This window comes from Iodidimonas nitroreducens (genome assembly GCA_000710935.1).
Classification (GTDB): Bacteria; Pseudomonadota; Alphaproteobacteria; order Sphingomonadales; family Rhodothalassiaceae; genus Iodidimonas; species Iodidimonas nitroreducens.
Genome location: BAYV01000045.1, coordinates 1 through 24,618, shown reverse-complemented (window position 1 = coordinate 24,618; position 24,618 = coordinate 1). Strand labels below are relative to the sequence as shown.

The 24,618-nt window shown below is 53.9% G+C and carries 24 protein-coding genes; 15 read left to right on the top strand and 9 right to left on the bottom strand.

Translation table 11 applies throughout. The features are described 5' to 3' along the window. Both AQ1_RS15205 and AQ1_RS15345 read left to right on the top strand, forming a co-directional pair. Positions 1 to 239: hypothetical protein (locus AQ1_RS15205; RefSeq protein WP_462687141.1), on the top strand; the 239-nt coding region annotated here is incomplete at its 5' end. 272 nt (positions 240 to 511) lie between these two features. After that, positions 512 to 649, top strand: a complete 138-nt coding sequence (locus AQ1_RS15345) for a hypothetical protein (RefSeq protein ID WP_161760604.1) — start codon at positions 512 to 514, stop codon at positions 647 to 649. A gap of 727 nt (positions 650 to 1,376) precedes the next feature. On the opposite strand, the gene AQ1_RS12115 is transcribed toward AQ1_RS15345, so the two are convergent. Genes AQ1_RS12115 through AQ1_RS12105 form a run of 3 tightly spaced genes read right to left on the bottom strand, consistent with a single transcriptional unit; the run spans position 1,377 to position 4,904 of the window. Continuing rightward, a complete protein-coding gene (locus AQ1_RS12115) occupies positions 1,377 to 1,556 on the bottom strand; it encodes a hypothetical protein (protein WP_150006816.1) in 180 nt (59 codons plus the stop codon). A 17-nt stretch (positions 1,557 to 1,573) separates the two neighbouring features. Continuing rightward, entirely contained in the window at positions 1,574 to 2,704 is a 1,131-nt protein-coding gene (locus AQ1_RS12110) for a PepSY-associated TM helix domain-containing protein (protein ID WP_042087680.1), read from the bottom strand. A gap of 16 nt (positions 2,705 to 2,720) precedes the next feature. Next, on the bottom strand, positions 2,721 to 4,904 hold the full coding sequence (locus AQ1_RS12105; RefSeq protein ID WP_042087699.1) for a TonB-dependent receptor: 2,184 nt from the start codon (positions 4,902 to 4,904) through the stop codon (positions 2,721 to 2,723). A 488-nt stretch (positions 4,905 to 5,392) separates the two neighbouring features. Between AQ1_RS12105 and AQ1_RS12100 the strand changes: the two genes are divergently transcribed. Beyond that, positions 5,393 to 7,831 carry a DUF305 domain-containing protein gene (locus AQ1_RS12100; protein ID WP_313978536.1) on the top strand — a complete coding sequence of 813 codons (2,439 nt, stop codon included), beginning with the start codon at positions 5,393 to 5,395 and terminating at the stop codon, positions 7,829 to 7,831. Between the two features lie 251 nt (positions 7,832 to 8,082). Here AQ1_RS12100 and AQ1_RS12095 read toward each other — a convergent pair whose 3' ends face one another. The 5 genes from AQ1_RS12095 to AQ1_RS12075 all read right to left on the bottom strand — a co-directional run bounded on the left by AQ1_RS12095 (position 8,083) and on the right by AQ1_RS12075 (position 12,516). Beyond that, the gene (locus AQ1_RS12095) at positions 8,083 to 8,718 is read right to left on the bottom strand and encodes a class I SAM-dependent DNA methyltransferase (RefSeq protein ID WP_042087678.1); all 636 of its coding nucleotides are present in this window, start codon (positions 8,716 to 8,718) and stop codon (positions 8,083 to 8,085) included. An 87-nt stretch (positions 8,719 to 8,805) separates the two neighbouring features. After that, complete coding sequence (locus AQ1_RS12090) at positions 8,806 to 9,744, bottom strand: S1 family peptidase (RefSeq protein ID WP_042087675.1); 939 nt, start codon at positions 9,742 to 9,744, stop codon at positions 8,806 to 8,808. A gap of 17 nt (positions 9,745 to 9,761) precedes the next feature. Next, positions 9,762 to 10,193 (bottom strand): YccF domain-containing protein, encoded by a 432-nt coding sequence (locus AQ1_RS12085; RefSeq protein WP_042087673.1) that lies wholly within the window; start codon positions 10,191 to 10,193, stop codon positions 9,762 to 9,764. A gap of 96 nt (positions 10,194 to 10,289) precedes the next feature. Continuing rightward, positions 10,290 to 11,423 (bottom strand): acyl-CoA dehydrogenase family protein, encoded by a 1,134-nt coding sequence (locus AQ1_RS12080; protein WP_042087672.1) that lies wholly within the window; start codon positions 11,421 to 11,423, stop codon positions 10,290 to 10,292. 52 nt (positions 11,424 to 11,475) lie between these two features. Next, a complete protein-coding gene (locus AQ1_RS12075; RefSeq protein ID WP_042087670.1) occupies positions 11,476 to 12,516 on the bottom strand; it encodes a glutathione S-transferase N-terminal domain-containing protein in 1,041 nt (346 codons plus the stop codon). Between the two features lie 194 nt (positions 12,517 to 12,710). On the opposite strand from AQ1_RS12075, the gene mazG reads away from it, so the two are divergent. The 8 genes from mazG (at position 12,711) to AQ1_RS12035 (ending at position 20,293) form a co-directional block, all read left to right on the top strand. Continuing rightward, positions 12,711 to 13,508: a nucleoside triphosphate pyrophosphohydrolase gene (mazG, locus tag AQ1_RS12070; RefSeq protein WP_042087668.1), complete on the top strand. Its 798-nt coding sequence runs from the start codon at positions 12,711 to 12,713 to the stop codon at positions 13,506 to 13,508. 77 nt (positions 13,509 to 13,585) lie between these two features. Further along, positions 13,586 to 14,626: a M23 family metallopeptidase gene (locus AQ1_RS12065; protein ID WP_052371264.1), complete on the top strand. Its 1,041-nt coding sequence runs from the start codon at positions 13,586 to 13,588 to the stop codon at positions 14,624 to 14,626. A 205-nt stretch (positions 14,627 to 14,831) separates the two neighbouring features. Then, a complete protein-coding gene (gene yajC, locus AQ1_RS12060) occupies positions 14,832 to 15,158 on the top strand; it encodes a preprotein translocase subunit YajC (protein WP_042087693.1) in 327 nt (108 codons plus the stop codon). Between the two features lie 89 nt (positions 15,159 to 15,247). Continuing rightward, a complete protein-coding gene (gene secD / locus AQ1_RS15545; protein ID WP_042087665.1) occupies positions 15,248 to 16,834 on the top strand; it encodes a protein translocase subunit SecD in 1,587 nt (528 codons plus the stop codon). Between the two features lie 18 nt (positions 16,835 to 16,852). After that, positions 16,853 to 17,827, top strand: a complete 975-nt coding sequence (gene secF, locus AQ1_RS15540; RefSeq protein ID WP_042087662.1) for a protein translocase subunit SecF — start codon at positions 16,853 to 16,855, stop codon at positions 17,825 to 17,827. 55 nt (positions 17,828 to 17,882) lie between these two features. Beyond that, entirely contained in the window at positions 17,883 to 18,257 is a 375-nt protein-coding gene (locus AQ1_RS12045; RefSeq protein WP_042087660.1) for an Mth938-like domain-containing protein, read from the top strand. 43 nt (positions 18,258 to 18,300) lie between these two features. Next, a complete protein-coding gene (locus AQ1_RS12040; RefSeq protein WP_042087658.1) occupies positions 18,301 to 19,764 on the top strand; it encodes an NAD-dependent succinate-semialdehyde dehydrogenase in 1,464 nt (487 codons plus the stop codon). A gap of 112 nt (positions 19,765 to 19,876) precedes the next feature. Further along, a complete protein-coding gene (locus tag AQ1_RS12035) occupies positions 19,877 to 20,293 on the top strand; it encodes a phasin family protein (RefSeq protein WP_042087656.1) in 417 nt (138 codons plus the stop codon). A gap of 107 nt (positions 20,294 to 20,400) precedes the next feature. Here AQ1_RS12035 and AQ1_RS12030 read toward each other — a convergent pair whose 3' ends face one another. After that, entirely contained in the window at positions 20,401 to 21,258 is an 858-nt protein-coding gene (locus tag AQ1_RS12030) for an AAA family ATPase (protein WP_042087653.1), read from the bottom strand. Between the two features lie 336 nt (positions 21,259 to 21,594). Here AQ1_RS12030 and flbT point away from each other — a divergent pair, with 336 nt between their 5' ends. The 4 genes from flbT to AQ1_RS12010 all read left to right on the top strand — a co-directional run bounded on the left by flbT (position 21,595) and on the right by AQ1_RS12010 (position 24,513). Continuing rightward, positions 21,595 to 21,990, top strand: a complete 396-nt coding sequence (gene flbT / locus AQ1_RS12025; protein ID WP_042087652.1) for a flagellar biosynthesis repressor FlbT — start codon at positions 21,595 to 21,597, stop codon at positions 21,988 to 21,990. Next, entirely contained in the window at positions 21,980 to 22,441 is a 462-nt protein-coding gene (flaF, locus tag AQ1_RS12020) for a flagellar biosynthesis regulator FlaF (RefSeq protein WP_081837320.1), read from the top strand. The genes flbT and flaF overlap by 11 nt, the downstream gene beginning before the upstream one ends. A 266-nt stretch (positions 22,442 to 22,707) precedes the next feature. Beyond that, entirely contained in the window at positions 22,708 to 23,973 is a 1,266-nt protein-coding gene (locus AQ1_RS14720; RefSeq protein WP_052371263.1) for a flagellin N-terminal helical domain-containing protein, read from the top strand. A gap of 96 nt (positions 23,974 to 24,069) precedes the next feature. After that, the gene (locus AQ1_RS12010; RefSeq protein ID WP_081837319.1) at positions 24,070 to 24,513 is read left to right on the top strand and encodes a flagellar protein FlaG; all 444 of its coding nucleotides are present in this window, start codon (positions 24,070 to 24,072) and stop codon (positions 24,511 to 24,513) included. The last annotated feature ends 105 nt before the right edge of the window (positions 24,514 to 24,618 follow it).

Below are 24,618 nucleotides of genomic sequence, written 5' to 3'. Positions count from 1 at the left end.
GCAACGCTTTGGGAATCCCGTTTATGAGTTTACGGCCTAATTTTTATCAGTTCCAATCCGAATACGAAAAATCTCCCAACCGCATTTTCATTCTAATGAGCCTCGCTTTGGCAGGACAATCCCCAATGGGCGAAAAAAATTTTCACTTTCGCGTGAGTGGCGCTACATTAGAAGGCCATCTGAATGACAATCCAGATCATTTTGCCGAGCGTGAAACTGCATGCAAAGGAAATAAATGAAGCCTTGAGCGCACCAAATGAAAAAAAGGAAAGACCTTTGCCTAAATCATAATATAATAAATTATATAAAAAAGATATGAATGTAATAAATGGCAAGTTCTTAAATTCATCTCCGATGAATCCAAATATTGAGAAAATTACTAAATATATTACATAATAGAAAATCCCAGAAATAAAATATGGAAAAATATCTTTTATTTGATTTTTTGAATTATGAAATACATTCATCGTAATTCTCCGATCTGCTTGGGATATGATCCTCAACGATCATCATGACGGGCAAATTGACGATAGAAGACAAGACCGATCGCAGCGCCGATGCCTGCGCCAAGCGCGACCCCGAACAAGATCCCACCGCCCAGGTTCATAGCCTGACCAATAGCGATGATGAAGCCCGCTATAGCTGCTGACACCACTCCCGCAAGAAGAACAAGGCGGATATCTCGAGTTTTCATGGTCATGGTATTTGCTTTCCTAAAGGAGAAGAAATATTCTTTTAACTTTGATAGTTTGCGTTTTAACTCGCCACTTTCCTTTACACTATCCTGGGGCTTTTAGTGAGACGGGCCCACGCCCTTATTAGCTGCGCGAAGCTTGGCTAAAAAAATCACAGTTACGACCCCGGCGATGCCCCCGCCAGCAAACGTGATGCCTATGCCAGATTGACCTGTAACCCATTGGATTAAAATGGAGATAAAGAGTCCGACCAGACTTCCGGCTAAAACAGAGAGAAGAAAATTTTTCATATTTTTCCTCAGTCATGCCGCCCTCAGTCATGCTACAGAGTGTTCAGCACAGACCATCAGGCGAAACGAAAGAGTTGCGTCCCGTTTAGTCTCTAACGCCCCGGCTTTTGACCAAGGGATCATGTGCGCCGATCTTGTTGTGCGAGAGGGCCAAATCTTTTCCAAATTGATAACCGAAGACGATGACAATGGTCATTGCCAAGGGGAACCAGTGTTTGCGGAGGAAACTATTCAAAGCCTATCTCCCTATAAGGGTCTGATCTTATCGGCCCCTTTACTGATTGAACAATCCCCCTCATGAGAAAAAAATCCTCACATTCGCGTGATTTGTGCTTGTCTGTAATTCTCTGCTCTCGACCCCGGCAAACCCTGTGGCCCGCGGGAAAAGGCTTCATTGCCGCCGATAGAGCAGGGCCCATAAAAGGGCCATTAGGGGGGATCCAGCGGCGAGGGCGGCCAGCCCATCGGAGGAACCATCCACCAAAAGCGCCCAGATCAGCCCGGCGAGGCTGAGGGCAAAAAAGATCGCTGGAATCTTCAGTGTTTTTCGCAGCCTTTTGGGTCTGCTCATGCGGGATTGCCGATCTTTCATTCCGGCCCCTGCCATAAAGGCTCCATCGCCGGATCCATTCTCTGGCCGCCTTTGCCAAGCCATAGATAAAGCCCGCTTCCCAAAACGATGATGGTGATGAGATCAAGCACGGCCCAGATGATTTTGAGCGGCAAACCGCCATAATCTCCAAAATGCAGGGGCTGCGATAAAGCCAGGGTTTTGACATACCATGGCATAGGGCGCAGCCCGGCGAAGCGGCCATCGCGGGCATCGATCAGCGCCGGAATGGTCATTTGCCGGGTCAGGGGCGTTTTTCCATGGAAATAGATCGCATAATGATGATCCGTTGAAAAAGATGCGCCGGGAAAAGCAACGAATTGCAAAACCATGTCAGAAACCGCGGCCTTTGCCTTAGCCATGGCATCATCAAGGGAATGCAGCGCAACAGGCGAAGGGGGCGCGCCATGGGGTTCGATCAGATCGGCGAGTTCTGTGTGTTTCCAAAAATCGATAATCGGGATGGCCAGCGTATTGATCACCCCGGTGCCCCCCACAACCAGAACCCAGGCCGCGGTCATCACCCCCAGCAGATTATGATAATCAAGCCATTTAAGGCGCGGCGATCGGCTTGCGCGCACGGTGCCGAAATCAAGCTTGCGCATGAAGGGGGCATATAAAAGGATGCCTGATAGGATCGCTGCGAGAAAGATCAGCCCCATCGCCCCCAGAAACAGCATGCCCGGCAATCCTAAAAACAGATCAGTATGGATCTGAAGCAGAAAATCCATTATCGCCGCGCCATTATCTGGCGGTGGCACCAGATCGCCGCTGGTGCGATCGAAAGACGCAAAATGCATGGCGGTAGCGGCAACATCGGGCCGGGCCCCGGTGGTAACATTGACAACCGGTCGATCGGTATCAAAGCTCATGAATATGGGAACATCGTCGGGCCTGTGCTGAAGGGCGATTTCAAGGATGCGATCAAGTTCGAGCATGGCACCATCGGGATGCGCGGGCACCCAGTGCGATGGATTGAGGGCATCGTCGATCTCGTCATGAAAAATCAGCGGCAATCCTGTCAGGCACAGCATCAAAAGAAAGATCGTGCAGATGAGGCTGGTCCATTTATGCACCCATGCCATTCGTTTGATCATATTGGCCGACATATCATATCGCCCTTTTTCAGAAGTCGTAAGATGCCGAGAGGATGAAGGTGCGCGGATTGCCCTGGATCAGGAAATTGGCCCCCGGAAAACCGCCGGTCGATGCCCAATAGGCTTTGTCGGCAACATTTTCGATGCGTCCTTTGATGGTGATGCTGTCATTTTCAATTGGCAAAACATAGCGCAGGCCCAGATCATAGCGGGTCCAGCTTGCAAGTTCGATGCTATTGGCTTCATTCACAAATTGCTCGCCGGTGAACACAACGCGCCCATCGATGGTCAGCCCGGGCAGCATGGGCACATCCCATTCGGCATTTAGATTGGCCTGAAATTCCGGCACGCCAATCACGCTATTGCCTTCATTGATGCCGCCTTGGGTGCGCTTGAGCTTCGTATCCACATAGCTGGCCCCGCCAATCAGCCGCAGGCCTTTGACGGGTTCGCCAAACAGGCTCAGCTCGATCCCCTGATTTTCCTGTTCGCCCGATGCCTGAAAGAGCTGATCGATGACAACCGCATTTTCCCGGGTCAGCGAAAACAGGCTGAGCGTGGCACCAAAATCGCCGCCATCATATTTCATACCGATTTCATATTGCTCGCCACGAAATGGATCGAGCACTTCGCCCGCATTGAGGATTTGAACCCCCCCGCTGGTTGCAGGGGCAACAGCCCCCGGCTGCAGACTTTCCACATAATTGCCATAGAATGAAAGATTGGGCGCGATCTTATAAACCAGACCAAAAGCGGGGGTGGTGGCGGATTTGTCGAATTCTGATGTCTTGGCACCATTATTGAAATCAAAGGATCGGGTTTCGATATTTTGGAAGCGCACGCCCAGTGTCAGGATCAACTGATCCTGGAACAGCGAGATCATATCGGCAAGGGCAAGACTGCTGTTGGTATTTTTCTCTGTCGCCAGCGGGTCGGTCAGGATTCCGCCGCGAAAACCATCAGCCGGGGGCAGGCGATCAAGCGGTGTGGGATTGAACAGATCGCTGATGAACAGATTGGATGTATCCGATAAGGCAAAGGCATTTTTGAATGTCAGATCGATGATCGAGCCCGAAACCGTGACTTGATGACCAACAGGGCCGGTTTGAAATCGGGCCCGCATTCCGGCATCGGCAGACAGGATGCTGTCTTCACGGGTATTATCGAAGCGAAAAGCGGTGGTGGACCCATCGGCCTGTGCCGAAGGATTGACCAGTTGATTGGCTTCTTCGCCGCTTCGCCCGCCAGCGGCCAGCCAGACCGTGATTTGATCGGTGAGATCATATTCGCCGCGCATGACGCCGAAAAGCTGTTCCTCATCGGAAAAGGTGCCGGGCTGGGCAAAATTGCTGTCTGGCTCGGGTACATCCGGCACCTCGCCCAAGGGGGTAACTTGGGGGCGCGGATTTTCGATGCGATGATCCTGATAGCCGATATGGGCGGAAAAGCGCAGCCGCTCGCCTTCATAATCGCTGCCGAGGGAAAAAAAGGCCAGCTCGCGATCCTGATCATCAACCGATGTTTCGCCATTGCGATAAGCCGTATTAAAGCGCAGGCCCCATTGTTTATCAGCACCAAAGCGTGCGCCAAAATCGGCAGCGAGATAAGATTGTCCTTCATTTTCATAGCCGGCAGTGAACCGACGGATCCCATCCTTTGGGGCCCGCTTTGGCACGATATTGATCGAACCGCCAACCCCACTGCCACCCGGAGCCGCACCATTGATAAAGGCATTGGCACCCCGGAAAACCTCGACACGTTCAACCAATTCTGCAGCCACCAGCTGACGCGGCAAAATGCCAAACACGCCATCAAGGGTCAGATCGTCAGAAAAAACGGGGAAACCCCGGATGATATATAGCTCCTGAAAATTTCCGAAGCCTTTGGCCACGCGCACCACGGGATCATTTTGCAAAACATCGCCGATGCTTTTGGCCTGCTGAGCAGCGACCAGCTTTTCAGTATAGGCCGTGCCCGAAAAGGGGGCATCCATGAAATCGAGGTTGCCCAGCAATCCGGCGCGGCCCCCTCGCGCCACCTGCCCTCCGGCAAAGGGATCGGTTAAATCGACCTGTGACGCCTTGCCCGTAATGATGATCTCTTCGATATCGGAGGTTTCATCGGCACGATTTTGTGCTGCCGCAAGGCTTGTCTGCAAAGCAAAAGCAGAGACGCTGGCCATAGTCAGAGCTAAATATGTGAACGCGCGCATTCCGGGCCTTTCCGTGGGTTGATGATGGGCCTGATCGCTTGCGCCGCTTAATCCAAGGGCTGCGAATTTCCCGTCACGAATCAGTGAATGCACGAGACTTAAATGTTTTGATAATTATTCGCAATATCAAATTCAAATCCGCCGACTGAGACGTTCGGCACAATGTGCTCTCAACCCTCATCCCGGCTCTTTTCTTTCGTCATTCCGGGCTTGACCCGGAATCCATCTCGTGAAGGGCTGAGTATGGGAAAGAGTGGACCCGGGTCTCCGCCCGGGTGAGGAAAGAAGGATCCACTCTTGCCAGCGGCTTGATTTCCGTGAATATTCATCCTTAACGAACGTTTTGAGCATGAAAAATGCTAGTGCCATTCTTTATGCAAAAGATATTTGCACGGGGCATAACCTATCAGGGGAATTTTGAGATGACGCAGACGACTTCATTTGGAAAGCCGGTTATTCGGGCCGCATTGTTGAGCACGGGGCTTGTGATGCTGTCAGCCCAGGCCTATGCGCAGGTTCCGATCATCCAGCCCGGTGCCCCGGGCCAAACCAGCCGCCAGCTTGATGTTGATGAGGCAAGCAATCTGGCCGCCACCCGTTTTTCGGCGGCGGATGTCACCTTCATGCAGGATATGATCGTCCATCATCAGCAGGCCGTTGATATGGCCGCATTGGTGGCGGATCGCACGGCCCGCAATGAAATGATTGAACTGTCGCGCCGGATCGATCTTTCGCAAAAAGATGAAATTGCCTTCATGAAGGGATGGCTTCAGGATCGCGATCAGCCGCTTCCCGAACTGAAGGGCGATCATCATGAAGGGGCCCATGCCACGATGGAGGGCATGGCCTCGCCCGCACAGATGAAAGAACTGGCCGCTTCCGAGGGCGCTGATTTCGACAATATGTTTTTACAGCTCATGATCAAGCATCATGAGGGCGCCTTGAGCATGGTCGGGGCGCTGTTGAAGAAGCCCGGATCGGCCTATGACCCCGTTCTGTTTGAATTCACCACGGATATTACCAATGATCAGAAGGCTGAAATCACCCGGATGACAGCCATGCTGACGGGCTTTTCCGCCGATCCGCGCGTTGGTTTGTCTGCCGGGTATCTCGATGCCGAAACAGCCATTTCCAATCTGGAGCTTTTGGCAAGCCTGCCGCGTCCTGAAGGTTTTTATGATCCGCAAAATCCCATCGGTTTGTCTTTGAAGCGGCTGGAAGCCGAAGATAAGGAAAAGGCCGGTGAAAAGGCCAAAGATAAAGCGGCAGAGAAAAAGGATGATGCCGAGGGCGAGACGGAGGAAGATGCCAAGCCGGATCGGGATGAAAGTAAATCCTCGCGTGCGCCCTTCCTCAGTTTTTCCAATACCGATATTGCCTTTGCAGGCGATATTGCCGTTGTGGGCAATTATCATGGCTTCAATATCTATGACATCTCGAAAGGCGATGCCCCGGAATTGATGAGCTCGGTTGTGTGCCCGGGGGGGCAGGGGGATGTGTCGATTGCCGGCAATCTGCTGATCACCTCTGTTGAACAAACGCGGGGGCGGGTTGATTGCGGCCTGCAGGGCATTGCCGAAAAGGTGAGCGAAGATCGTTTTCGCGGCCTGCGGATTTTCGATATCAGCGATCTGCGGATGCCAAAACAGGTGGGCCTTGTCCAAACCTGCCGTGGCTCGCATACCCATTCCATCGTTTCCGGTCCGGGCGAGGATGGTAAGCTGATCGTTTATAATTCCGGCACAAGCTCCGTGCGTGATGCAAAGGAATTGGCCGGTTGTTCCGATAAATCGCCTTATGAGGATGAGCAAACGGCTTTGTTTCGCATCGATGTGATCGAAATTCCCGTGGATCGGCCACAGGATGCCCGGATCATCGATAGCCCGGCGGTTTTTGCCGATCCGGAATCCGGGGTTATTGCCGGTTTGTGGCAGGGCGGTGATCATGGCCCTGAAACGCAAACCACCCGGGCCACCGATCAATGCCATGATATCACTGTGTTCCCCGAACTGAAGATTGCTGCCGGAGCCTGTTCGGGCAATGGCATTCTGTTTGATATTTCCGATCCCTTGAAGCCCACACGGATCGATGCCGTGAAGGATTCATCTTTTGCCTATTGGCATTCAGCCACCTTTAATAATGATGGTACCAAGGTGCTGTTCACCGATGAATGGGGCGGCGGCGCACGGCCGCGTTGCCAGGCTTCAGATCCGATGACATGGGGTGCTGATGCGCTTTATGATATCGTCGATCAAAAGCTGGTTTTCCGTGGTTATTATAAAATTCCGGCGCCCCAAAGCGATAAAGAAAACTGCGTTGCCCATAATGGTTCGATCATCCCGGTTCCCGGCCGCGATATCTATGTGCAGGCCTGGTATCAGGGCGGGCTTTCGGTGATGGATTTCACCGATTCCGCTAATCCGGTGGAAATTGCATATTTTGATCGTGGCCCCATTGATGAAAAAGATCTGGTTTTGGGAGGATATTGGTCAACCTATTGGTTCAATGGCCTGATTTATGGGTCGGCGATTGTGCGCGGGCTTGATGTTCTGGCCTTGGAGCCCAGTGAATATCTGACCGAAAATGAAATCAAAGCCGCATCTTTGACCAAAGGCGGTGAGTTGTTCAATCCTCAGCAGCAATTCCAAATTAGCTGGCAGGCCGAACCTGCAGTTGCCCATGCCTATGTGGATCAATTGCAGCGCAGCAAGGCTTTGGCTGATAACCGGATTGCCGATCTGCGCGAGGCTTTGGCCCGGGCCGATCAGTCTTTATCTGATGGGTCGGGCGATAAGGCGGTGGCCGGCGAACTTTTGGCACTGTCCGCTTCACTGCAACAAGACGGTGCGAGCAGGGACGCTGTCGATCAAAAACGCCTTCTGGCTTTGAGCGATGTGTTGCAAGAGATGGCCACCCGCTTGCGCTGAGCCTTCTTCTCTTCTTCGTCGCCCCGGGCCTCCTTAACTTCGTCGCCCCGGGCCCCTTTAACTTCGTCACCCCGGGCAGAGGCCCGGGGTCCATCTTTCCCACCCTCAGCCCTTCACGAGATGGATCCCGGCTCAGCGGCGCATCATTTCATGCTGCACCGCGTCCGGGATGACGTAAGTTGTTAGCATCACATATAAAAATCGTCACCCTGGGCCTCCTTAACTTCGTCACCCCGGCCCCCGAGCCGGGGTCAATTCTTTACCACCTCGGGCACGCCGATGGTGATCACTTGGGCGCGCAGGCCTTCTTTGGGGATATAATCCATTTCGTGCTGTTCGATCCGGCGGCACAGCCCTTCGTCTTCCAAAGATGATAACGCCTGATCATAGTCTTGATCTTCATAAACATTTTCATTGACGGTGAAACAAATGATGCCTCCGGGTTTGGTGATCCGAATGATTTCGCGTAATCCATCGGGCCCCACATGGCCGCTGGTGAAAGTACCCACGCAAATGGCGGCGTCATAAAGATCATCCTCGAGATCGAGACGACTGGTGAGATCGCCGGTTAATAGATTGCGGTAAGAGCCGCGATCACGAGCGATATCAAGCATTTCCGGGGAGAGATCGAGACCATCGCAGACCATCGGATGCTCATTCTGGATCACATCGCCCACAAGCCCGGTGCCACAGCCCACATCGATGATGGTTTTTTCATGCCCTTTCAGATGGCTCAGCAAAACCTTCACGCTTTCCTGAGGGGCGACATAGCCAAGCCCATCAACCACATCCTTATCATAGCTGGCCGCCCAATCCCGATAGAGCGCTTCGGCATCTTTGGGGTTTTTAAGGGCATAGGCGCGCTTTAAATGGCTATCATTGACCATGATCAACTCCTGATGAATGATGAACAGATACCGGATTATAAACGGCTTTGCCCTGTAAATTCAAATGAAGCAGGTTTTTTGCCAATCTCAGGGCTGGCAGATCACCCGTCCGACCGTCTTTGGTCCATCGTCCACAGTAGGGGCTGTCGGCACATCCCGATCATTTTGAAGCCAAAAGGGGGCTTTATGATCGTTTAAAAAGCGCATCAAAACCGGTGCCGATATGGCAAAGGCGGTGTTGCGCACAAGGGTGCCCGATGTTTGAAAAATAGCCGCCGTATTCGCCTTGGCGATGACCATGCCGGTGACATAGCCCGCTTCATCAAAAAGCGGTCCGCCGCTATTCCCGCCCCTGACCGAGCCTTTAAAGGCGAGATAAAAAGGGGTTTCACTATCCGGTCCCTGATCGCTTAGGGCCGAAATTTGCCCTTTGCGGCGATCAGGCCGAATGCGCGGCAGCCCCTGTTCAGGAAAGCCGACGGCCATCACCGGTTCATCTATGCCGGGCAGGGCGGTGCGGAACATCACATAATCGAATGCGGCTGGTAAATCTTCTGCATTTGCTGGATTGGTTTCCATTTCGAGCAGAGCCATATCAAGATCGGGATCAAGGGCGGCGATGCTGGCGGGCCAGCGATTGCCCTTTGCATCGGCGATGAACAAACTCGTGCAGCCATCCACCACATGGCGGGCGCTGAGAAACTGGCCCTTGTCATTCACCGCAAAAGCCGTTCCAAAGCGCATGGCCAAGGCGGGTGCGGCGCGGGCATCGGGCTTCAGATCGCTGGCTCGCCGGGCGCGCTCGCGGAGAATGTTTTGGCGAATGCTTTTCGCCTCTTCGGTGCTGAGGATAGTGCCAGCGCAGGCACCGCGCAGGGTGGTCTGGATGATCTTGCGGGCTTCATCATAGCAGGAAACGGTGGAGGATGATGCCTCGGTTTTGGCTGCGTCAACGCCCTGGGCATGGCTGGATGCCGCGCCCAAGGCGATCAGGATGACAATGCCGGCCAGAGTCTTTTCGATCATCGCATCCTTTTCGGCATTTATGGGCGTGGCGGATAAGGGCGGATGGATGCATCCTTGGAAACGATCCGCATGCCTACCGGGAATAAGGTGATGGGCACCAGTTTGAAATGCACATAGGCAAAGGGCAGGCCGATGATGGTGATAGCCCAGAAAATACCGATCAGAATATGGCCGATCGCCAGCCACCAGCCCGCCAGCAGAAACCAGATGATATTGCCTATAAATCCTAAAGCCCCGGTACCCATATCCTCACGCCCCGAATAATCATCCCGGCGCACGGCTTCCGAACCAAAAGGCCACAGATTATAAAGCCCGATATTAAAGGCACTGCGCGCCCAAGGCAGGCCGATGATGGTGATGGCAAAAACAAGCGCCGCAACCCACCAGGCCAGCGCCAGTTCGATGCCCCCAAAAATCAGCCAGAAAACATTGAGAATCAAACGGATCATCGGTCATCCTTTATCAGTGATAATATATCGGATAGATATAATACGAAAAACCCGTTTCACAATGTTTATTTTTCGCCCAATTCTTCTAAAGGGCCATCACGCCATCATCTGGCGATTGATCACCAGCTTCTGGATATCCGATGTGCCTTCATAAATCTGGCAAACCTTAACATCACGATAGATCCGCTCCACCGGATAATCTTTCAGATAGCCATAGCCGCCCAGGGTCTGGATCGCATCGGAACAGATGCTCTCCGCAGCTTCAGAGGCAAAAAGCTTGGCCATCGAAGCTTCCTTGAGGCAGGGCAGCCCGGCATCCTTGAGGGATGCTGCGTGCAGCACAAGCTGGCGCGAAGCCTCGAGCTTGGTCGCCATATCCGACAGGCGAAAACCCACCGCCTGATGCTGGGCGATGGCTTTGCCAAAGCTGATGCGTTCTTTTGCATAGTGAAGGGCATGGGCAAGGGCCGCCTGAGCCATGCCCACCGATTGGGCGGCAATGCCGATGCGCCCGCTTTCCAAATTCATCAAAGCCAGGCGATAGCCCTGATTTTCATCGCCCAAAAGGCAGCTTTCGGGAATGCTCATTTCATCGAAAATGATCTGGGCGGTATCGGATGAGGATTGCCCCAGCTTGTCTTCGATGCGCGATACAATGAATCCGGGGGTGTTGGTGGGTACCAGAAAAGCGGAAATCCCACGTTTTCCGGCATCAGGATCGGTAACGGCAAAAATGATGGCCACCTTAGCGATGCTGCCCGATGTTATGAACTGTTTGGTGCCGTTTAAAACCCAGCCCGTTTGGGTGCGGAGGGCTTTGGTTTTCAAGGCCCCGGCATCGGAACCGGCTTGTGGTTCGGTGAGGCAAAAGGCGCCGATGCATTCGCCGCGCGCCAGTTTTTGCAGCCATGTTTCTTTTTGATCCGCATTGCCAGCCCCGGCGATGGCGGCACAAACCGGCGAATTATTGACGCTCATAATCGTTGATAGCCCGCCATCCCCGGCGGCGATTTCCATCAAAGCCAAAGCATAGGAAACCATATCGGTTCCGGCTCCGCCATGGTCTTCGGCGATGGTCATGCCCATCAGCCCAAGCTGCCCCATTTCATCCAGAACAGCTTGGGGCACGCGGCCATCCCGCGCCCATTGATCGGCAAAAGGGGCAATTTTTTCCTGCGCAAAGGCCCGGGCCATATCGCGGATCATGGCTTGTTCCTGATTGGGGATCATCGTGCATCATATCCTGAATTAACGTGAAAAGATGGCTGGAGTTTAAAGGCGATCAGGGAAGCTGATAAGCCTCTAAAACCCCCAAGGGCGCGAGATTTTGTTCGACCAGCGCACGGGCCGGGGCATCGAGGGCGGCCAGATCCTTTGTCGTTTCGCGCCGTGTTTTCTCGCTATAGGGGCGGGCGATGATGGATCGCGGCCCATAGCCTAAATCCATATCGACTGTAGTCTCTCCGGCGGCAAGGGCGCGGTGATTGCCGATGAGATAGGCATGAAAGCTGAGACCGATCTGCTGCAAAAGCGGGGCCAGCGTTTCCGGAACGCTTGTAAAATCGGGCCAGCCATCGGCCAGATCCGATGCCCGGGCCGCAGCCATGCGCTTTTGATAGGCTATCAGATCAGGGGCCAAGCTTTCGGCAAGGGTGCGGGGCGTGGGATCAAACAGGAAATGCGCGGTCAGTGCCCCTTGCAGGGCAAAATCAGCAAGACAGGGGCGCGGGCCGAGCAAAAAATCCGATTGCGCGAAATGCTGCCCCAAAAGTGTGGCAAGGCGGCACCATTCCCCTTCGATTTCTGCCAAAGCATCGGGCCCGGCATCCATTTTCTGGCACACCCCCATGGCCCAGTTCTGGATCATATCGCGGGCAGATCGCACCAGCTTTTCGCCTTCGGGATCAAGGGTCTGATGGGCGGGAATGCCCACCGCATCCCGGGCGAGCGCGGTGCCGGAATGCTCGATATCCGATGGATCGTTCCAGCGGAAGAAAACAGCGGCGCGCACGGTCCATTCATCAAAGAAATCTTCCAAAATGCGGGCCATGATCCGGCCAAGGGGCGCATCGGGCAGGGTGGTGCTTGCGGGAAATCTTTTATCCATTTCAAAGGCAATGGGGGTGGAATCCCAAAGCCATTGATCTTCAGGGGTCACCACCACCGGCATCATATGGGTGCCGGATCGCCGTTCGACCTCGGCCCGCACATGGATCGATTTCTTGCGATAATCGGTGGGGATTTCCTTATAGGCAAAAAGCGCCAATATCTTTTGCGTGAAATAGGATGCATCCATGCCATAAACGATATAGCTCGCGGTCATATTTATAGGCTCCCACAGATCGCCGGTTTGTTCAGTTGTTTAGGGTCAGGACCCTAGATGTTCTGCAAACTGCGCCAGTGCGCCAATGGGGTCAAGCATCAGATCGGACAAGGTGTGGTGAGGGTGGGGCATCTCTTGTTACCAGTGGATGACAGCGATAAGCTTTTCGCCTCTGGTTTTAGGATGACGTGACGATGAATATCGAAAAACTGCTCGACATCATGGCCGCTTTGCGTGCTCCCGAAAGCGGCTGCCCTTGGGATCGGGCCCAGGATTTTAAATCGATCGCAGGCTTTACCATCGAAGAAGCCTATGAAGTGGCCGATGCCATCGAACGCCGCGCTTTTGATGAATTAAAGGATGAATTGGGCGATCTGCTGTTTCAGGTGGTGTTTCATGCCCAGATGGCCAAAGAATGCGATGCCTTTGATTTCAAGGATGTGTTGGAAGCCATTTGCAGCAAGATGATCCGCCGCCATCCTCATGTTTTTGCCGGGGAAAGGATGGCGGATGCCGAGGCCCAACTGCAGGCATGGGAAACTCTGAAAGCTGCCGAGCGCGCCGAGAAAGCCAAAGCCGAAGGCCGCCCCCTCAGCGCCCTTGATGGGGTGGCGAAAAGCCTGCCGGCAAGCCAGCGTGCGCTGAAATTGCAAAAGCGCGCGGCGCGGGTGGGCTTTGATTGGGATGATCCCGCAGATGTTTTGGCAAAAGTCTATGAAGAGCTTGGTGAAGTGGAGCAGGCCCATAAGAATGCAGAAGGTGATGCCCGGGTGCTTGAGGAATTGGGTGATCTGTTTTTCACCTGCATCAATCTAAGCCGCAAGCTTGGCCATGATCCAGAGGATGCCATGGCCAGCGCCAATCGAAAATTCGAGGGGCGTTTTAAGCAGATAGAAGCTTTTCTGGCAAAAGAAGGGCGGGGGCCGGAGCAATCCAATCTTCAGGAAATGGAGCATTTATGGCAACGGGCCAAAAGCGAAGAAAAAGTCTGAGCGGCGGATTTCATCCGAAAATTTTCTACATTGTTTAATTGATTGCATTGATATAGCGCGATTCGTATCATCGGGGCATGAGAGATGCCGCGCGAAATTGGCCACAAAGAACATGGCTTTTGATCCTGTGTTTGAGCTTGTCGGCTTGTTATGTGGCTGGCGGCAATCGGCCCTATTGGGCGGTGGAGCCGGTTTATGCGGTGCGTAATTCCCCCATCCCCGTGCCCCGGCCAAGCTTGAAACCCCCCGCCCCCAATCGCTATGCGGCTGCCACTGTACCCAATCGGGCGGATAGCCGCGTGGTGGCCCCTCGGGCACGTACCCCATCCCCTGCACGAACGGGAACCACAAGAACAGGGATAACTGCGGGCCAGATAGAGGTGCGCCGGGGTGATACGGTTTATGGCCTGGCCCGGGCCCATGGCGTTCCTTTGTCAGATTTTGTGGCGGTGAATGATCTGCGTCCGCCTTATGCTTTGGCGGTGGGACAAAAGCTTGTTCTGCCGGGGCGGCGATCGCATGTGGTGCAGCGCGGCGATACGGTTTATTCCATCGCGCAAAAACATGATCTCGATGTGCGCCAATTGGCCGGCATCAATCAATTGGCGCCGCCTTATCTTTTGCGGGTTGGTCAGGTTCTTGTGGTGCCATCGGGCCGGGCCGAGGAATTGACGGTGGCATCGCGGCCCTCGCGCAGCCTGGCCACACCGCCACCGCGCACCGGGTCTGGCTTTGATTGGCCGGTTACGGGGACTGTGATCTCGCGCTTTGGCCCCAAAGAAGGGGGATTGCGCAATGATGGGATCAATATTCGGGCTCCCAAAGGTGCGCCGGTGCGGGCTTCGGAAAGCGGCATTGTGGCTTATGCCGGATCGGGCTTGCGCGGATTTGGCAATCTCATCCTCATTCGCCATGCCGATGATTGGGTGACGGCCTATGGCCATAATGATGAATTGCTGGTGGAACGCGGGGCCGCCGTGAAGCGCGGGCAGATGATCGCCCGGGTCGGCTCCACCGGCGGGGTGACGGAAGCGCAATTGCATTTCGAGGTGCGCAAAGGCACAAAAGCGTCAGACCCCTTGCGCTATCTGCCGCAGATCAGCGCCGATGCGCGCTGAGCGCTTTTTTTAAAAGCATGATCTTTGAGGAGCATGTTTCTAGGGGCAGGGCCCTAATGATGTTGCAATCATAGGGGCTGGCTTTATAGTCCGCCACCAGATGACCACGGCCTTTCTTGTGCTTGATGGCAAAATGTCGGGTTCACACTGATCCCGGCAGCCAATGCGGGCAGGAGGCCTCAACTTGATGGAAATGGGTTTTTTCATGCTGATATCAACTGCTTATGCACAATCCGCAGGCGGCGCTGCCGGGGGTGGTCTTTTGGAAATGCTTCTTCCTTTGGCCCTGATCATGTTGATTTTTTATTTTCTGCTGATCCGGCCTCAGCAGAAGCGTTTAAAAGAGCATCGCAATCTTATCGCCGCTATTCGTCGTGGGGATACTGTGGTGACATCGGGCGGGCTGATCGGCAAGGTGACCAAGGTCGCCGATGATGAGCTTCAGGTCGAGGTATCGGAAGGTGTGCGCTTGCGGGTGGTGCGCGGGACCATTGCCGAGGTGCGTGGCAAGGCTGAACCGGCCGAGAGCTGAGCCGGGCTCTTTTAACGGCCGGTTTCAGGCCTATATGACATGTTCGATCAGCGTTCGTCGCTGATACCCCCGATTGGGATCAATCTGCCATGCTTGACTTTCCACCATGGAAAATTGCCTTCGTTTTGCTGATCAGCTTCATCGGGATGCTGGCGGCTTTGCCAAATCTGCTCAGTGATGAGCAGGTGGCAGCACTGCCCGGCTTTCTGCCCAGTAGCAAGCTGACCCTGGGGCTTGATCTGCAAGGCGGATCGCACATGCTGCTTGAGGTGGATAGCGATGCTGTGGTGGCTGAACAGATGGTCAATCTTGAAGCGCAGATCCGCGATGCCTTGCGCGCGCAGCGCATTTTGGCGAGCATCGAGCCGCAGGGGCGCTCTATCCATGTGCGGGTTCGGGATGAAACTCAGCGCGCCGATGCTCTTTCGGTGATCCGTGATCAGGCGGTGCCGGTGGGGGATGGTCAGGGTTTTGGCGGCGTTTTATCGCGCAATATCGAGGTTGAAACCGAAGATAACGGGCTGATCACGGCCACCCTCACGGAGGCGGCGATCCGGTCGCGGATCAGCGGGGCGGTGGAACAATCGCTGGAAATCGTGCGTCGGCGTGTGGATGAAATGGGCACGCGCGAGCCAACCATTCAGCGGCAGGGGGCTGATCGGATTCTGGTACAGGTGCCGGGCCTGCAGGATAGCCAGCAATTGCGTTCGCTTCTGGAAACGACTGCCAAGCTCACTTTTCATATGGTCAATGCTCAGGGCGATCCCAATCGTCCTCCCCCCGGTTTCATGTCGCTGCCTTCGCAAGATACCGGTGAAATTCTGGTGCTCGAGCGACGCGCCCGCCTGACAGGGGAAAATCTGGTGGATGCCTCGGTGGGTTTTGATGAATCAAGCCGACCCGTGGTGAATTTCCGTTTTGACTCCACAGGCGGTCGGCGCTTTGCCGATATTACCCGGGAAAATGTCAATCGTCGCTTTGCCATCGTTTTGGATGATGTGATCATTTCGGCCCCCAATATTCAGGAGCCCATTCTGGGGGGGGCCGGGCGCATTTTTGGCAATTTCACGGTTGAGGGTGCCAATAATCTGGCGATCCTGTTGCGTGCCGGGGCGCTGCCCGCTCCTCTCACCATCATGGAAGAACGTACGGTTGGCCCCGATCTGGGCAAGGATTCCATCGAAGCTGGTGAAATTGCCGGTCTTTTGGGTTTGAGCTTTGTGGTGCTCTTTATTTTCGTGACCTATGGCTGGTTTGGGCTGGCGGCGAATGTGGCCTTGATGGTCAATATCGCGCTTATTCTGGGTGCGCTGTCAACTTTGGGGGCAACGCTGACCCTTCCCGGAATCGCCGGGATCGTGCTCACCATCGGGATGGCGGTGGATGCCAATGTCCTTGTTTTTGAACGGATCAAGGAAGAAGCCATCGCCGGGCGCGGCCCCATGCGCGCTGTTGAAGCAGGCTATCAACAGGCTCTGAGCACGATTTTGGATGCCAATATCACCACCTTCATCGCCGCTTTCCTGCTCTTTCAATTTGGCTCTGGCCCGGTGCGCGGCTTTGCGGTGACTTTGGGCATCGGGATCATCACTTCGGTCTTTACCGCCTTGCTGCTCACGCGTTTGTTTCTCGTTATCTGGCTGCGCCGGCGTCGTCCGCAGCGTTTGCCGATCTGATCGGTCTGGAAAATCCTTATGCTTTTAAAGCTCATCCCGGATAATACACATATCCCCTTCATGAAGATCCGCAGCTTCGCTTATGTGGTGTCTCTGCTGCTCATCCTGGCTTCGGCGGCCTTGTTTTTCAGCCGGGGTCTCAATCTGGGGATCGATTTCATCGGCGGTTCCACCATTGAAATCCTGACCCCGGAACCGGCCAATATTGGGAATATTCGTGCTCTTCTCGAAAAGCTTGATCTGGGGGATGTGAGCGTTCAGGAATTTGGCGAGCCGCGCGATGTGCTGATCCGCTTTCAGGAACAGCCCGGCGGTGAAGAGGCGCAAAAAGAAGCCCAGATCAGGGTGGAGAATGCCTTGCAAACCAATATCGAGGGGGTCTCCATCCGTTCAACCAGCTTCATCGGTCCCAAGGTTTCATCGGAACTTGCGCGCGATGGTATCTTGGCTGTCAGCTTATCAGTGGCGGCTGTTCTTGTTTATATCTGGTTTCGTTTTGAATGGCAGTTTGGCTTGGGGGCCGTGATCGCGCTGGTGCATGATGTGCTTTTAACGGTGGGTTTTTTCTCGATCACCCAGCTTGATTTCAATCTTTCGATTATCGCCGCTATCCTCACCATTGTGGGCTATTCGTTGAATGATACAGTGGTGGTTTATGATCGTGTGCGCGAAAATATGCGTAAATACCGAAAAATGCCCTTGCCTGAGCTGATTGATCGTTCGATCAATGACACCCTTTCACGCACGGTGATGACCTCCTTGACCACATTGATCGCCTTGTTTGCTCTTTATTTCTTTGGCGGCCCGGTGATCCAGGGCTTTACGGCTGCGATGATCTGGGGGATCGTGATCGGCACCTATTCCTCGATCTTCATCGCCTCGCCGGTTTTGATCCTGCTTCACCTGCGCAGCACGGCTTTCATCGGTGATGAAAAAGATCAGGACTCCGATCAGGATGGGGATGGCAATCTTACGAAAGTTCCAGCCCCTTAATCCTGCTCCCCCTTCAAGCGGCCCGCAGTCCAATCCCGGAAAAGGGTTTAGTCTTATGGACATCACCGAAATCAAAGGCAGCGGAAAACCGTTTGTCACGGCTTATGGACCGGGCAGTTTCAGCTTTGGCGACAGGGTTTTATCCGGCCCTGTGATGGTAACTCCCGATACCATCAGGGGCTTTGATCAGCCGGATTTGAACCGCTTGAAGCCTGAAAATCTTGCCAGACTCCTGCCTTTTTTGCAGACTATGGATATCGTGCTTGTGGGCACCGGCGGTGCCGCCTCCACTTTACCCGATGATGTGCGCGCTTGGGCGAAGGATCAGGGGCTTTCCCTTGATATCATGGATAGCGGGGCAGCGGCGCGCACCTTTAATGTGCTTTTAGCGGAAGAACGCCGGGTTGGGGCCGTTCTTTTTCCATTGTGATTTTTTCGATCAAGATTTTGATTTCTGACAGGAGCAGGCCATCATGCTGAATGACATTATCGCGCTTCAAAACCGCCAATTGCTAAGACAGCAGACTTTTGTCAATGGCCAATGGATGGATGCCGCATCGGGGGATCGTTTCGATGTGCTCAATCCCGCCAATCAGCAGGTTATTGCCAGCGTGCCCAGCCTATCCGCCGATGAGGTGGATCTGGCGATCAAGGGGGCGGCGAAAGCTCAGAAAGATTGGGCGGCAAGGCCCGCGCAGGAACGCAGCGCCATTTTGCGCCGCTGGTTTGAGCTCATTCATGAAAATGCCGATGATCTGGCTTTGCTGATGACCACGGAACAAGGCAAACCACTGGCCGAGGCGCGTGGCGAGGTGGCTTATGCCGCCAGTTTCATCGAATGGTTTGCCGAAGAAGCGAAACGGGTTTATGGGCGGACCATCCCGCAGCAGAAAAATGATCGGCGTTTGCTGGTTTTGAAGCAGCCTGTGGGGGTTGTGGCCGCGATCACACCGTGGAATTTTCCGGCGGCCATGCTCACGCGGAAAGCCGGGCCGGCGCTGGCTGCGGGCTGTGCGATGGTGGCAAAGCCTGCCGAAGATACGCCGCTCACCGCCCTTGCTCTGGGCTGGCTGGCGGCCGAAGCGGGGGTGCCTGCTGGGGTTTTGAATATCGTGACCGGCAAACCGGCCATTGTGGGCGGGGCCTTGATGGCCAGTGATCTGGTGCGCAAGATCAGCTTCACCGGCTCCACGGATGTGGGCAAGCTTTTGATGCGTCAGGCGGCGGATAGCGTCAAGAAAATGAGCTTGGAATTGGGCGGCAATGCGCCTTTCATCGTTTTTGATGATGCCGATATCGATGCTGCCGTGGATGGGGTGATGGCTTCGAAATTCCGCAATACCGGGCAAACCTGCGTTTGTGCCAATCGGATTTTCGTGCAGGCCGGGGTTTATGATCATTTCACCCAAAAGCTGGCCCAGGCCGTTGCATCCCTAAAGGTTGGGGTTGGCACCGAAGCGGGCGTGACCCAGGGCCCCCTGATCAATCAAGCGGCCCTTGAAAAGGTGCAGCGCCATGTGGACGATGCCAAAGCCAAAGGCGGGCGCATTCTTGGCGGCGGGGCGCCCCATGCTTTGGGCGGCACCTTTTTCCAGCCCACGGTGATTGCCGATGCCACAACCGATATGCAGCTTTACGGCGAAGAAACCTTTGGCCCGGTGGCTCCGGTTTTTTCATTTGAAACCGATGATGAAGCCATTTCATTGGCCAATGATACGCCTTTTGGTTTGGCCTCTTATTTCTATAGCCGGGATCTGGGGCGGATTTTTCGCGCCGCCGAAGCTCTGGAAACCGGGATCGTGGCAGTCAATACCGGTGTTTTCTCGACCGAAGTTGCGCCCTTTGGCGGGGTGAAGGAATCCGGTTTGGGCCGGGAAGGGGGGCATGAGGGGATCGATGAATATCTGGAAACAAAATTCCTGTGCCTTGGCCTGTGAACGAAAAATGGTGCAATGCACAAAAATCGCTTGACAAGTGCGACGCCTAAGCCCATATCAGTCGTGTTGTTGCAGTGCAGCAATCATATTCACCTCGTTATGGAGCGCAGACATGGCAACCACCCGTAAAATCGATGCCCCCGAGAATGCTTTTGCTTCTCTGTTCAAGACCCCGAATTTCGATGTCAACGCTATCGTTGAAGCCCAACGCAAGAATGTTGAAGCCCTGATCGAAGCCAATCGCGTCGCCTTTGAAGGCTACAAGACGGTTTCTGAAAAGCAGGTCGCTTTCGTGCGCACCGTTTTTGAAGATGCTTCAGGCGTTGCCACCGATGTGCTAAACGGCAAAACTCCCGAAGCCAATGCCAGCAAGCAAGCTGAATTTGCTCAGGATGTGGCCCGCAAAGGCTTTGATGGTTTCCGCGAAGTGTCGGAACTTGCCCTCAATGTGAACCGTGATGCCTTTGGTGTGATCCAAAAGCGCTTCACCGAAACCGTTGATGAATTGAAGGCCGTTAAAGCCAACTGATCATTGATCAGATGCAGGGATGATTTTGTAACCCCGCTGATCGCTTGATCGTCAAAAAACCAAAGCCCGGATGACCTTATAAAGGCTGTCCGGGCTTTTTCGTATTTTCAGCGTTGTTCGCGGCGATTAAGGAAAGCCAGCCGCTCGAACAAAGCCACATCATGTTCGTTTTTCAAAAGGGCCCCATGCAAAGGGGGAATGGCACTTTTACCCGCACCGCTTTTCAAGGCATCGGGCGGCAGATCTTCCGACATCAAAAGCTTGAGCCAATCAAGCAATTCCGAGGTTGATGGTTTTTTCTTCAGCCCCGGCACGTCGCGCACATCGTAAAAAATGCTAAGGGCATCATGAACCAGGCGTTTTTGCAAATCGGGATAATGCACATCGATGATCTGAAGCATGGTTTGGCGATCGGGAAAGCGGATATAATGGAAAAAGCAGCGCCGCAAAAAAGCATCCGGCAGTTCTTTTTCATTATTGGATGTGATGATCACAATCGGCCGTTTTTCAGCGCGAATGGTTTCCCCGGTTTCGTAAACATGAAATTCCATGCGATCCAGTTCTAAAAGCAGATCATTGGGAAATTCGATATCCGCCTTGTCGATTTCATCGATCAGCAAAATGGGCTGTTCCTCGGCAACAAATGCCTCCCACAGCTTTCCGCGCTTGATATAATGCCGAATATCGCTGACCCGGGGATCGCCCAACTGGCTATCACGCAAACGTGAAACCGCATCATATTCATAAAGGCCCTGCTGCGCCTTGGTCGTGGATTTTACATGCCATTCAATCAGGGGGCGGCCAAAAGCCCGGGCCACTTCCTGTGCCAGAACCGATTTTCCGGTGCCCGGTTCCCCCTTCACTAATAAAGGACGACCAAGGCGCGCTGCGGCATTCACCGCAATCGTCAGATCATCGGTGCTAACATAGCGATCCGTTCCCGTGAATTGACCGGAAGTTTTCATCTGGCTGTCTTTCTAAGCATAGGGTCTTTGATTGTCATCTTTGTCGCATGATCTGTTAGCAGCAGGCTAAGCATGGAACAAGGATGTGACAAGCCTTGGCGGCTCTCCCGCCCCTGCCATCCTGCCAATGCCTGTAGGGCGGCTGGTTTGGCACAAGTTTTGCTGATCTTTAGCCTGATGATTGTGTCGATGAAGGGATCATGCTTAAAATCAATGAAGAAAGGTTGCGCGCGGATGGAAAATTCCCCACAGCCTTTAACAGAGCGGAAACCCCTTATGGCCTAGCCTTGGGCATTATCTGGTCAGAATGCCCAAGCCGGATCTGGAGAGACATTCATGGCACTCAAGCTATCGCTGAAACCCGGCGAGAAATTCGTGGTCAATGGGGCCGTGATCGCCAATGGCGACCGGCGTTCGTCATTGGTCATTCAAAACAAGGTCTCGATCCTGCGGGAAAAGGATATCATGCGCGAACAAGATGCCAATACCCCGGCGCGGCGCATCTATTTCCCGATCATGCTGTGCTATCTCGATCCCGATGGGCGCTCCAAATATATCGAGGAATTCATCACAAGAATGACCGAATTCATGTCGGTGGTTGAAGATCCGGAAACCAAGAAAAACTGTGTCGAAATCAGTCAGGATGTGATGAACAGCCATTATTACAAGGCTTTGATGACCTGTAAAAAGCTGTTTGTTTTTGAACAAAAGAGGCTTGATTATGTCCCTTGATGCCTATCATCAAAGGCAGGCCGCAGCCGAGCTGCCCCAGCAAACGGAATATCGCCTGTTTGGCCGTGTTACCGGCGCCTTGATCGAGGCAAAGGAGAAGGAGCTGTCAGGCGCCGCGCTGATGAAGGCGCTGGATTGGAACCGGCGGCTGTGGTCCACCTTGGCTGTTGATTGCGGGGCCGAAGAAAACACTTTGCCCAAGGAAACCCGGGCGCAGATCATTTCTCTGTCGATCTATGTATCGAAAACCACCAGCCGGGTGTTTCGGGGGGAAATGCCCATCGATGATCTGATTAAAATCAACAAAATCATTATGGAGGGGCTGGCCGCCCAAGCCAGGCGCACCCAGGATGAGGCCAAGCGCCAGCGCGAAACGGCCCATTCGGGCGCGGAGCAAAAAGGGGATCAGCCCCAGCCATCTGGCCTGCCGCTGGGCGGGCTTGTGGGTTAAGGGATCGATCTGCCCCTTGCCATGAGCGGTAAATTTTGCCGCTAATCCCCAGAAAACTCGGCAAAAATTGCCGGATAGGCAAAAAATTCCCCACTCAGAAACTTTGATCCTTAATCTGCATAGTTCTATAAAACCACATCTAAACAATAACTTATGTTATAAAATCGGCAATCGTTAAAACTGGCATCGTCATTGCATGAGTACTGCCGAAGCAAAAAGCTTCAAGAGCAAAATGCTCGGTAAAACCCCAGAATGGAGATGCCAAAATGGCTTTTTCTGTGAATACCAATGCCGGTGCCTTCCTCGCACTGCAATCTCTCTCTTCAACCAATCGTGAACTCGCCACAACCCAAGACCGTATTTCTACGGGTCTTGAGGTTGCTTCTGTGCGTGACGATTCAGCCACCTTCCTGATCGCCCAAAATCAGCGCTCCGATCTTGCCGGTATCAATGCCGCCCGGTCGAGCCTTGATCGTGCATCCAGCACCCTCGATGTGGGCGTGAATGCGGCAGAAGCCGTGTCCGATCTTTTGATCAGCGCACGTGAAATTGCGGTCTCCGTGCAGGATACCGGTCTTGATCAGGCGTCGGTCGATTCGCTCAATCGTGATTTCTCGGCCCTTGTGTCGCAGATCGATTCCATCGTTGGGCAGGCTGAATTTAACGGCGTCAATATCGTTGATGGCGGTGGCCAGAATGTGGATGCCATCACCGGCGTGAACCGCGCTGGGGATATCAGCCGGATTTCGGTTGCCGGTGTTGATTTGCGGACCAACAGCACCACCGCAACATCCACCCTTGATACCTTTGATCTGGGAACTTTGGACAATCTGGGTTCCATCAATGGGACATCTGATGAACAACAGGCCATTTTGGCTGCCCTGCGGAATGCCGGGGATGATCAGAATGCCATCGTTTCCGACGTCAATGGCGTTTTGTCGATTGATGTAACTGTCGCTACCCTGAATGATGCTGGTACAGCAGGCGATACCACTGATGATAGTTTTGAAATCTCCTTTGGTGGTGGAGCCATTACGTTCGCAACGGCAGCAGGTGATAGCTCGACCGACACCACACCTGCTGACGGTGTTGCGGATATTGCCGATACGGCTGCTGAATTTTTGGGCCCGAGCTCCGCAGGTGATCTTGTTATTCAAGGAGCACAAGGGACTTTTGGCGCCGCAGCTATTGGCGGGGTCACTCCGGGTGCAACGAATATTGCACTGCGCGATATCGATTTTAATAATGCAGCCCAGCGGGCTTCTGCTGTGGCGGTAGTCGATAACTTCCAGCAGAATGTTGGAACCATCCTCAGCCAGCTTGGTTCGGCTGTTCAGCAGGTTGAACTGCAATCTGAATTTGCATCCAATCTGTCGGATTCGATCGAAGTGGGGATTGGTAATCTGGTCGATGCCGATCTGTCGCGCGAAGCCGCTAATCTGCAGGCATTGCAGGTGCAGCAGCAATTGGGTCTTCAGGCCGCGGGTATTGCCAATCAGGCGCCCGGCTCGATCCTGGCCCTCTTCCGTTAAGAAAAATCCTGAAGGGCGGCGGCAGAAGGTGGCCGCCCTTCTTCTCTTTTCCGCATCGGCTTGGTTTTTCAAGCCCTTGAGGGCGGGAATTTTACAATGATCAGAATGGATATACAGAATATTATCGCTCAGCCGACTGAACTCACTTCCCAAAATGGGGGAGGTGTGCGGTCTGTCGCGCCGACGGCTGCGGTCATTTCAGACAGGTCTAACTTGCAAAATCAAGGGCTCCAAACTCAGCGGCCACAAAACGAAGCCGTCCAGGGGCAATCCCGGATTTTGGCCTTCGAGCCTGAGAGCCCTCTGGACGAACGAAGCCTGGATTCGCAAATCGAGGAGACCATTTCCCGATTGATCGGAGAAGATTTCAATATGGCGCGTCTGCGAATTGATCAGGATGAAGAAACAGGCCGGGTGGTTTTTCAATCGGTCAATCGTGAAACCGGCGAGGTGATCAGCCAGTTTCCGCCCGAAACCGTGTTGCGACTCATTTCCTCAATCCGCGAGGCCGAGGGCATTGTGCTGGATGCCACCGTCTAGCGCCATTCCTCTGTTCGTCACCTCACAAAAATCGTAACCCCGTTCCCCTCTTTCGTCACCCCGGGCCCCTTCTTTCGTCACCCCGGCCCCCGAGCCGGGGTCCAC

Excerpts from the sequence above, each read along its gene's own strand:
- AQ1_RS15345 (WP_161760604.1), top strand. The coding sequence starts at position 512 with ATGACGGGCAAATTGACGATAGAAGACAAGACCGATCGCAGCGCCGAT.
- AQ1_RS12115 (WP_150006816.1), bottom strand. The coding sequence starts at position 1,556 with ATGAGCAGACCCAAAAGGCTGCGAAAAACACTGAAGATTCCAGCGATC.
- AQ1_RS12110 (WP_042087680.1), bottom strand. The coding sequence starts at position 2,704 with ATGTCGGCCAATATGATCAAACGAATGGCATGGGTGCATAAATGGACC.
- AQ1_RS12105 (WP_042087699.1), bottom strand. The coding sequence starts at position 4,904 with ATGCGCGCGTTCACATATTTAGCTCTGACTATGGCCAGCGTCTCTGCT.
- AQ1_RS12100 (WP_313978536.1), top strand. The coding sequence starts at position 5,393 with ATGCTGTCAGCCCAGGCCTATGCGCAGGTTCCGATCATCCAGCCCGGT.
- AQ1_RS12095 (WP_042087678.1), bottom strand. The coding sequence starts at position 8,718 with ATGGTCAATGATAGCCATTTAAAGCGCGCCTATGCCCTTAAAAACCCC.
- AQ1_RS12090 (WP_042087675.1), bottom strand. The coding sequence starts at position 9,744 with ATGATCGAAAAGACTCTGGCCGGCATTGTCATCCTGATCGCCTTGGGC.
- AQ1_RS12085 (WP_042087673.1), bottom strand. The coding sequence starts at position 10,193 with ATGATCCGTTTGATTCTCAATGTTTTCTGGCTGATTTTTGGGGGCATC.
- AQ1_RS12080 (WP_042087672.1), bottom strand. The coding sequence starts at position 11,423 with ATGATCCCCAATCAGGAACAAGCCATGATCCGCGATATGGCCCGGGCC.
- AQ1_RS12075 (WP_042087670.1), bottom strand. The coding sequence starts at position 12,516 with ATGACCGCGAGCTATATCGTTTATGGCATGGATGCATCCTATTTCACG.
- mazG (WP_042087668.1), top strand. The coding sequence starts at position 12,711 with ATGAATATCGAAAAACTGCTCGACATCATGGCCGCTTTGCGTGCTCCC.
- AQ1_RS12065 (WP_052371264.1), top strand. The coding sequence starts at position 13,586 with ATGAGAGATGCCGCGCGAAATTGGCCACAAAGAACATGGCTTTTGATC.
- yajC (WP_042087693.1), top strand. The coding sequence starts at position 14,832 with ATGCTGATATCAACTGCTTATGCACAATCCGCAGGCGGCGCTGCCGGG.
- secD (WP_042087665.1), top strand. The coding sequence starts at position 15,248 with ATGCTTGACTTTCCACCATGGAAAATTGCCTTCGTTTTGCTGATCAGC.
- secF (WP_042087662.1), top strand. The coding sequence starts at position 16,853 with ATGCTTTTAAAGCTCATCCCGGATAATACACATATCCCCTTCATGAAG.
- AQ1_RS12045 (WP_042087660.1), top strand. The coding sequence starts at position 17,883 with ATGGACATCACCGAAATCAAAGGCAGCGGAAAACCGTTTGTCACGGCT.
- AQ1_RS12040 (WP_042087658.1), top strand. The coding sequence starts at position 18,301 with ATGCTGAATGACATTATCGCGCTTCAAAACCGCCAATTGCTAAGACAG.
- AQ1_RS12035 (WP_042087656.1), top strand. The coding sequence starts at position 19,877 with ATGGCAACCACCCGTAAAATCGATGCCCCCGAGAATGCTTTTGCTTCT.
- AQ1_RS12030 (WP_042087653.1), bottom strand. The coding sequence starts at position 21,258 with ATGAAAACTTCCGGTCAATTCACGGGAACGGATCGCTATGTTAGCACC.
- flbT (WP_042087652.1), top strand. The coding sequence starts at position 21,595 with ATGGCACTCAAGCTATCGCTGAAACCCGGCGAGAAATTCGTGGTCAAT.
- flaF (WP_081837320.1), top strand. The coding sequence starts at position 21,980 with ATGTCCCTTGATGCCTATCATCAAAGGCAGGCCGCAGCCGAGCTGCCC.
- AQ1_RS14720 (WP_052371263.1), top strand. The coding sequence starts at position 22,708 with ATGGCTTTTTCTGTGAATACCAATGCCGGTGCCTTCCTCGCACTGCAA.
- AQ1_RS12010 (WP_081837319.1), top strand. The coding sequence starts at position 24,070 with ATGATCAGAATGGATATACAGAATATTATCGCTCAGCCGACTGAACTC.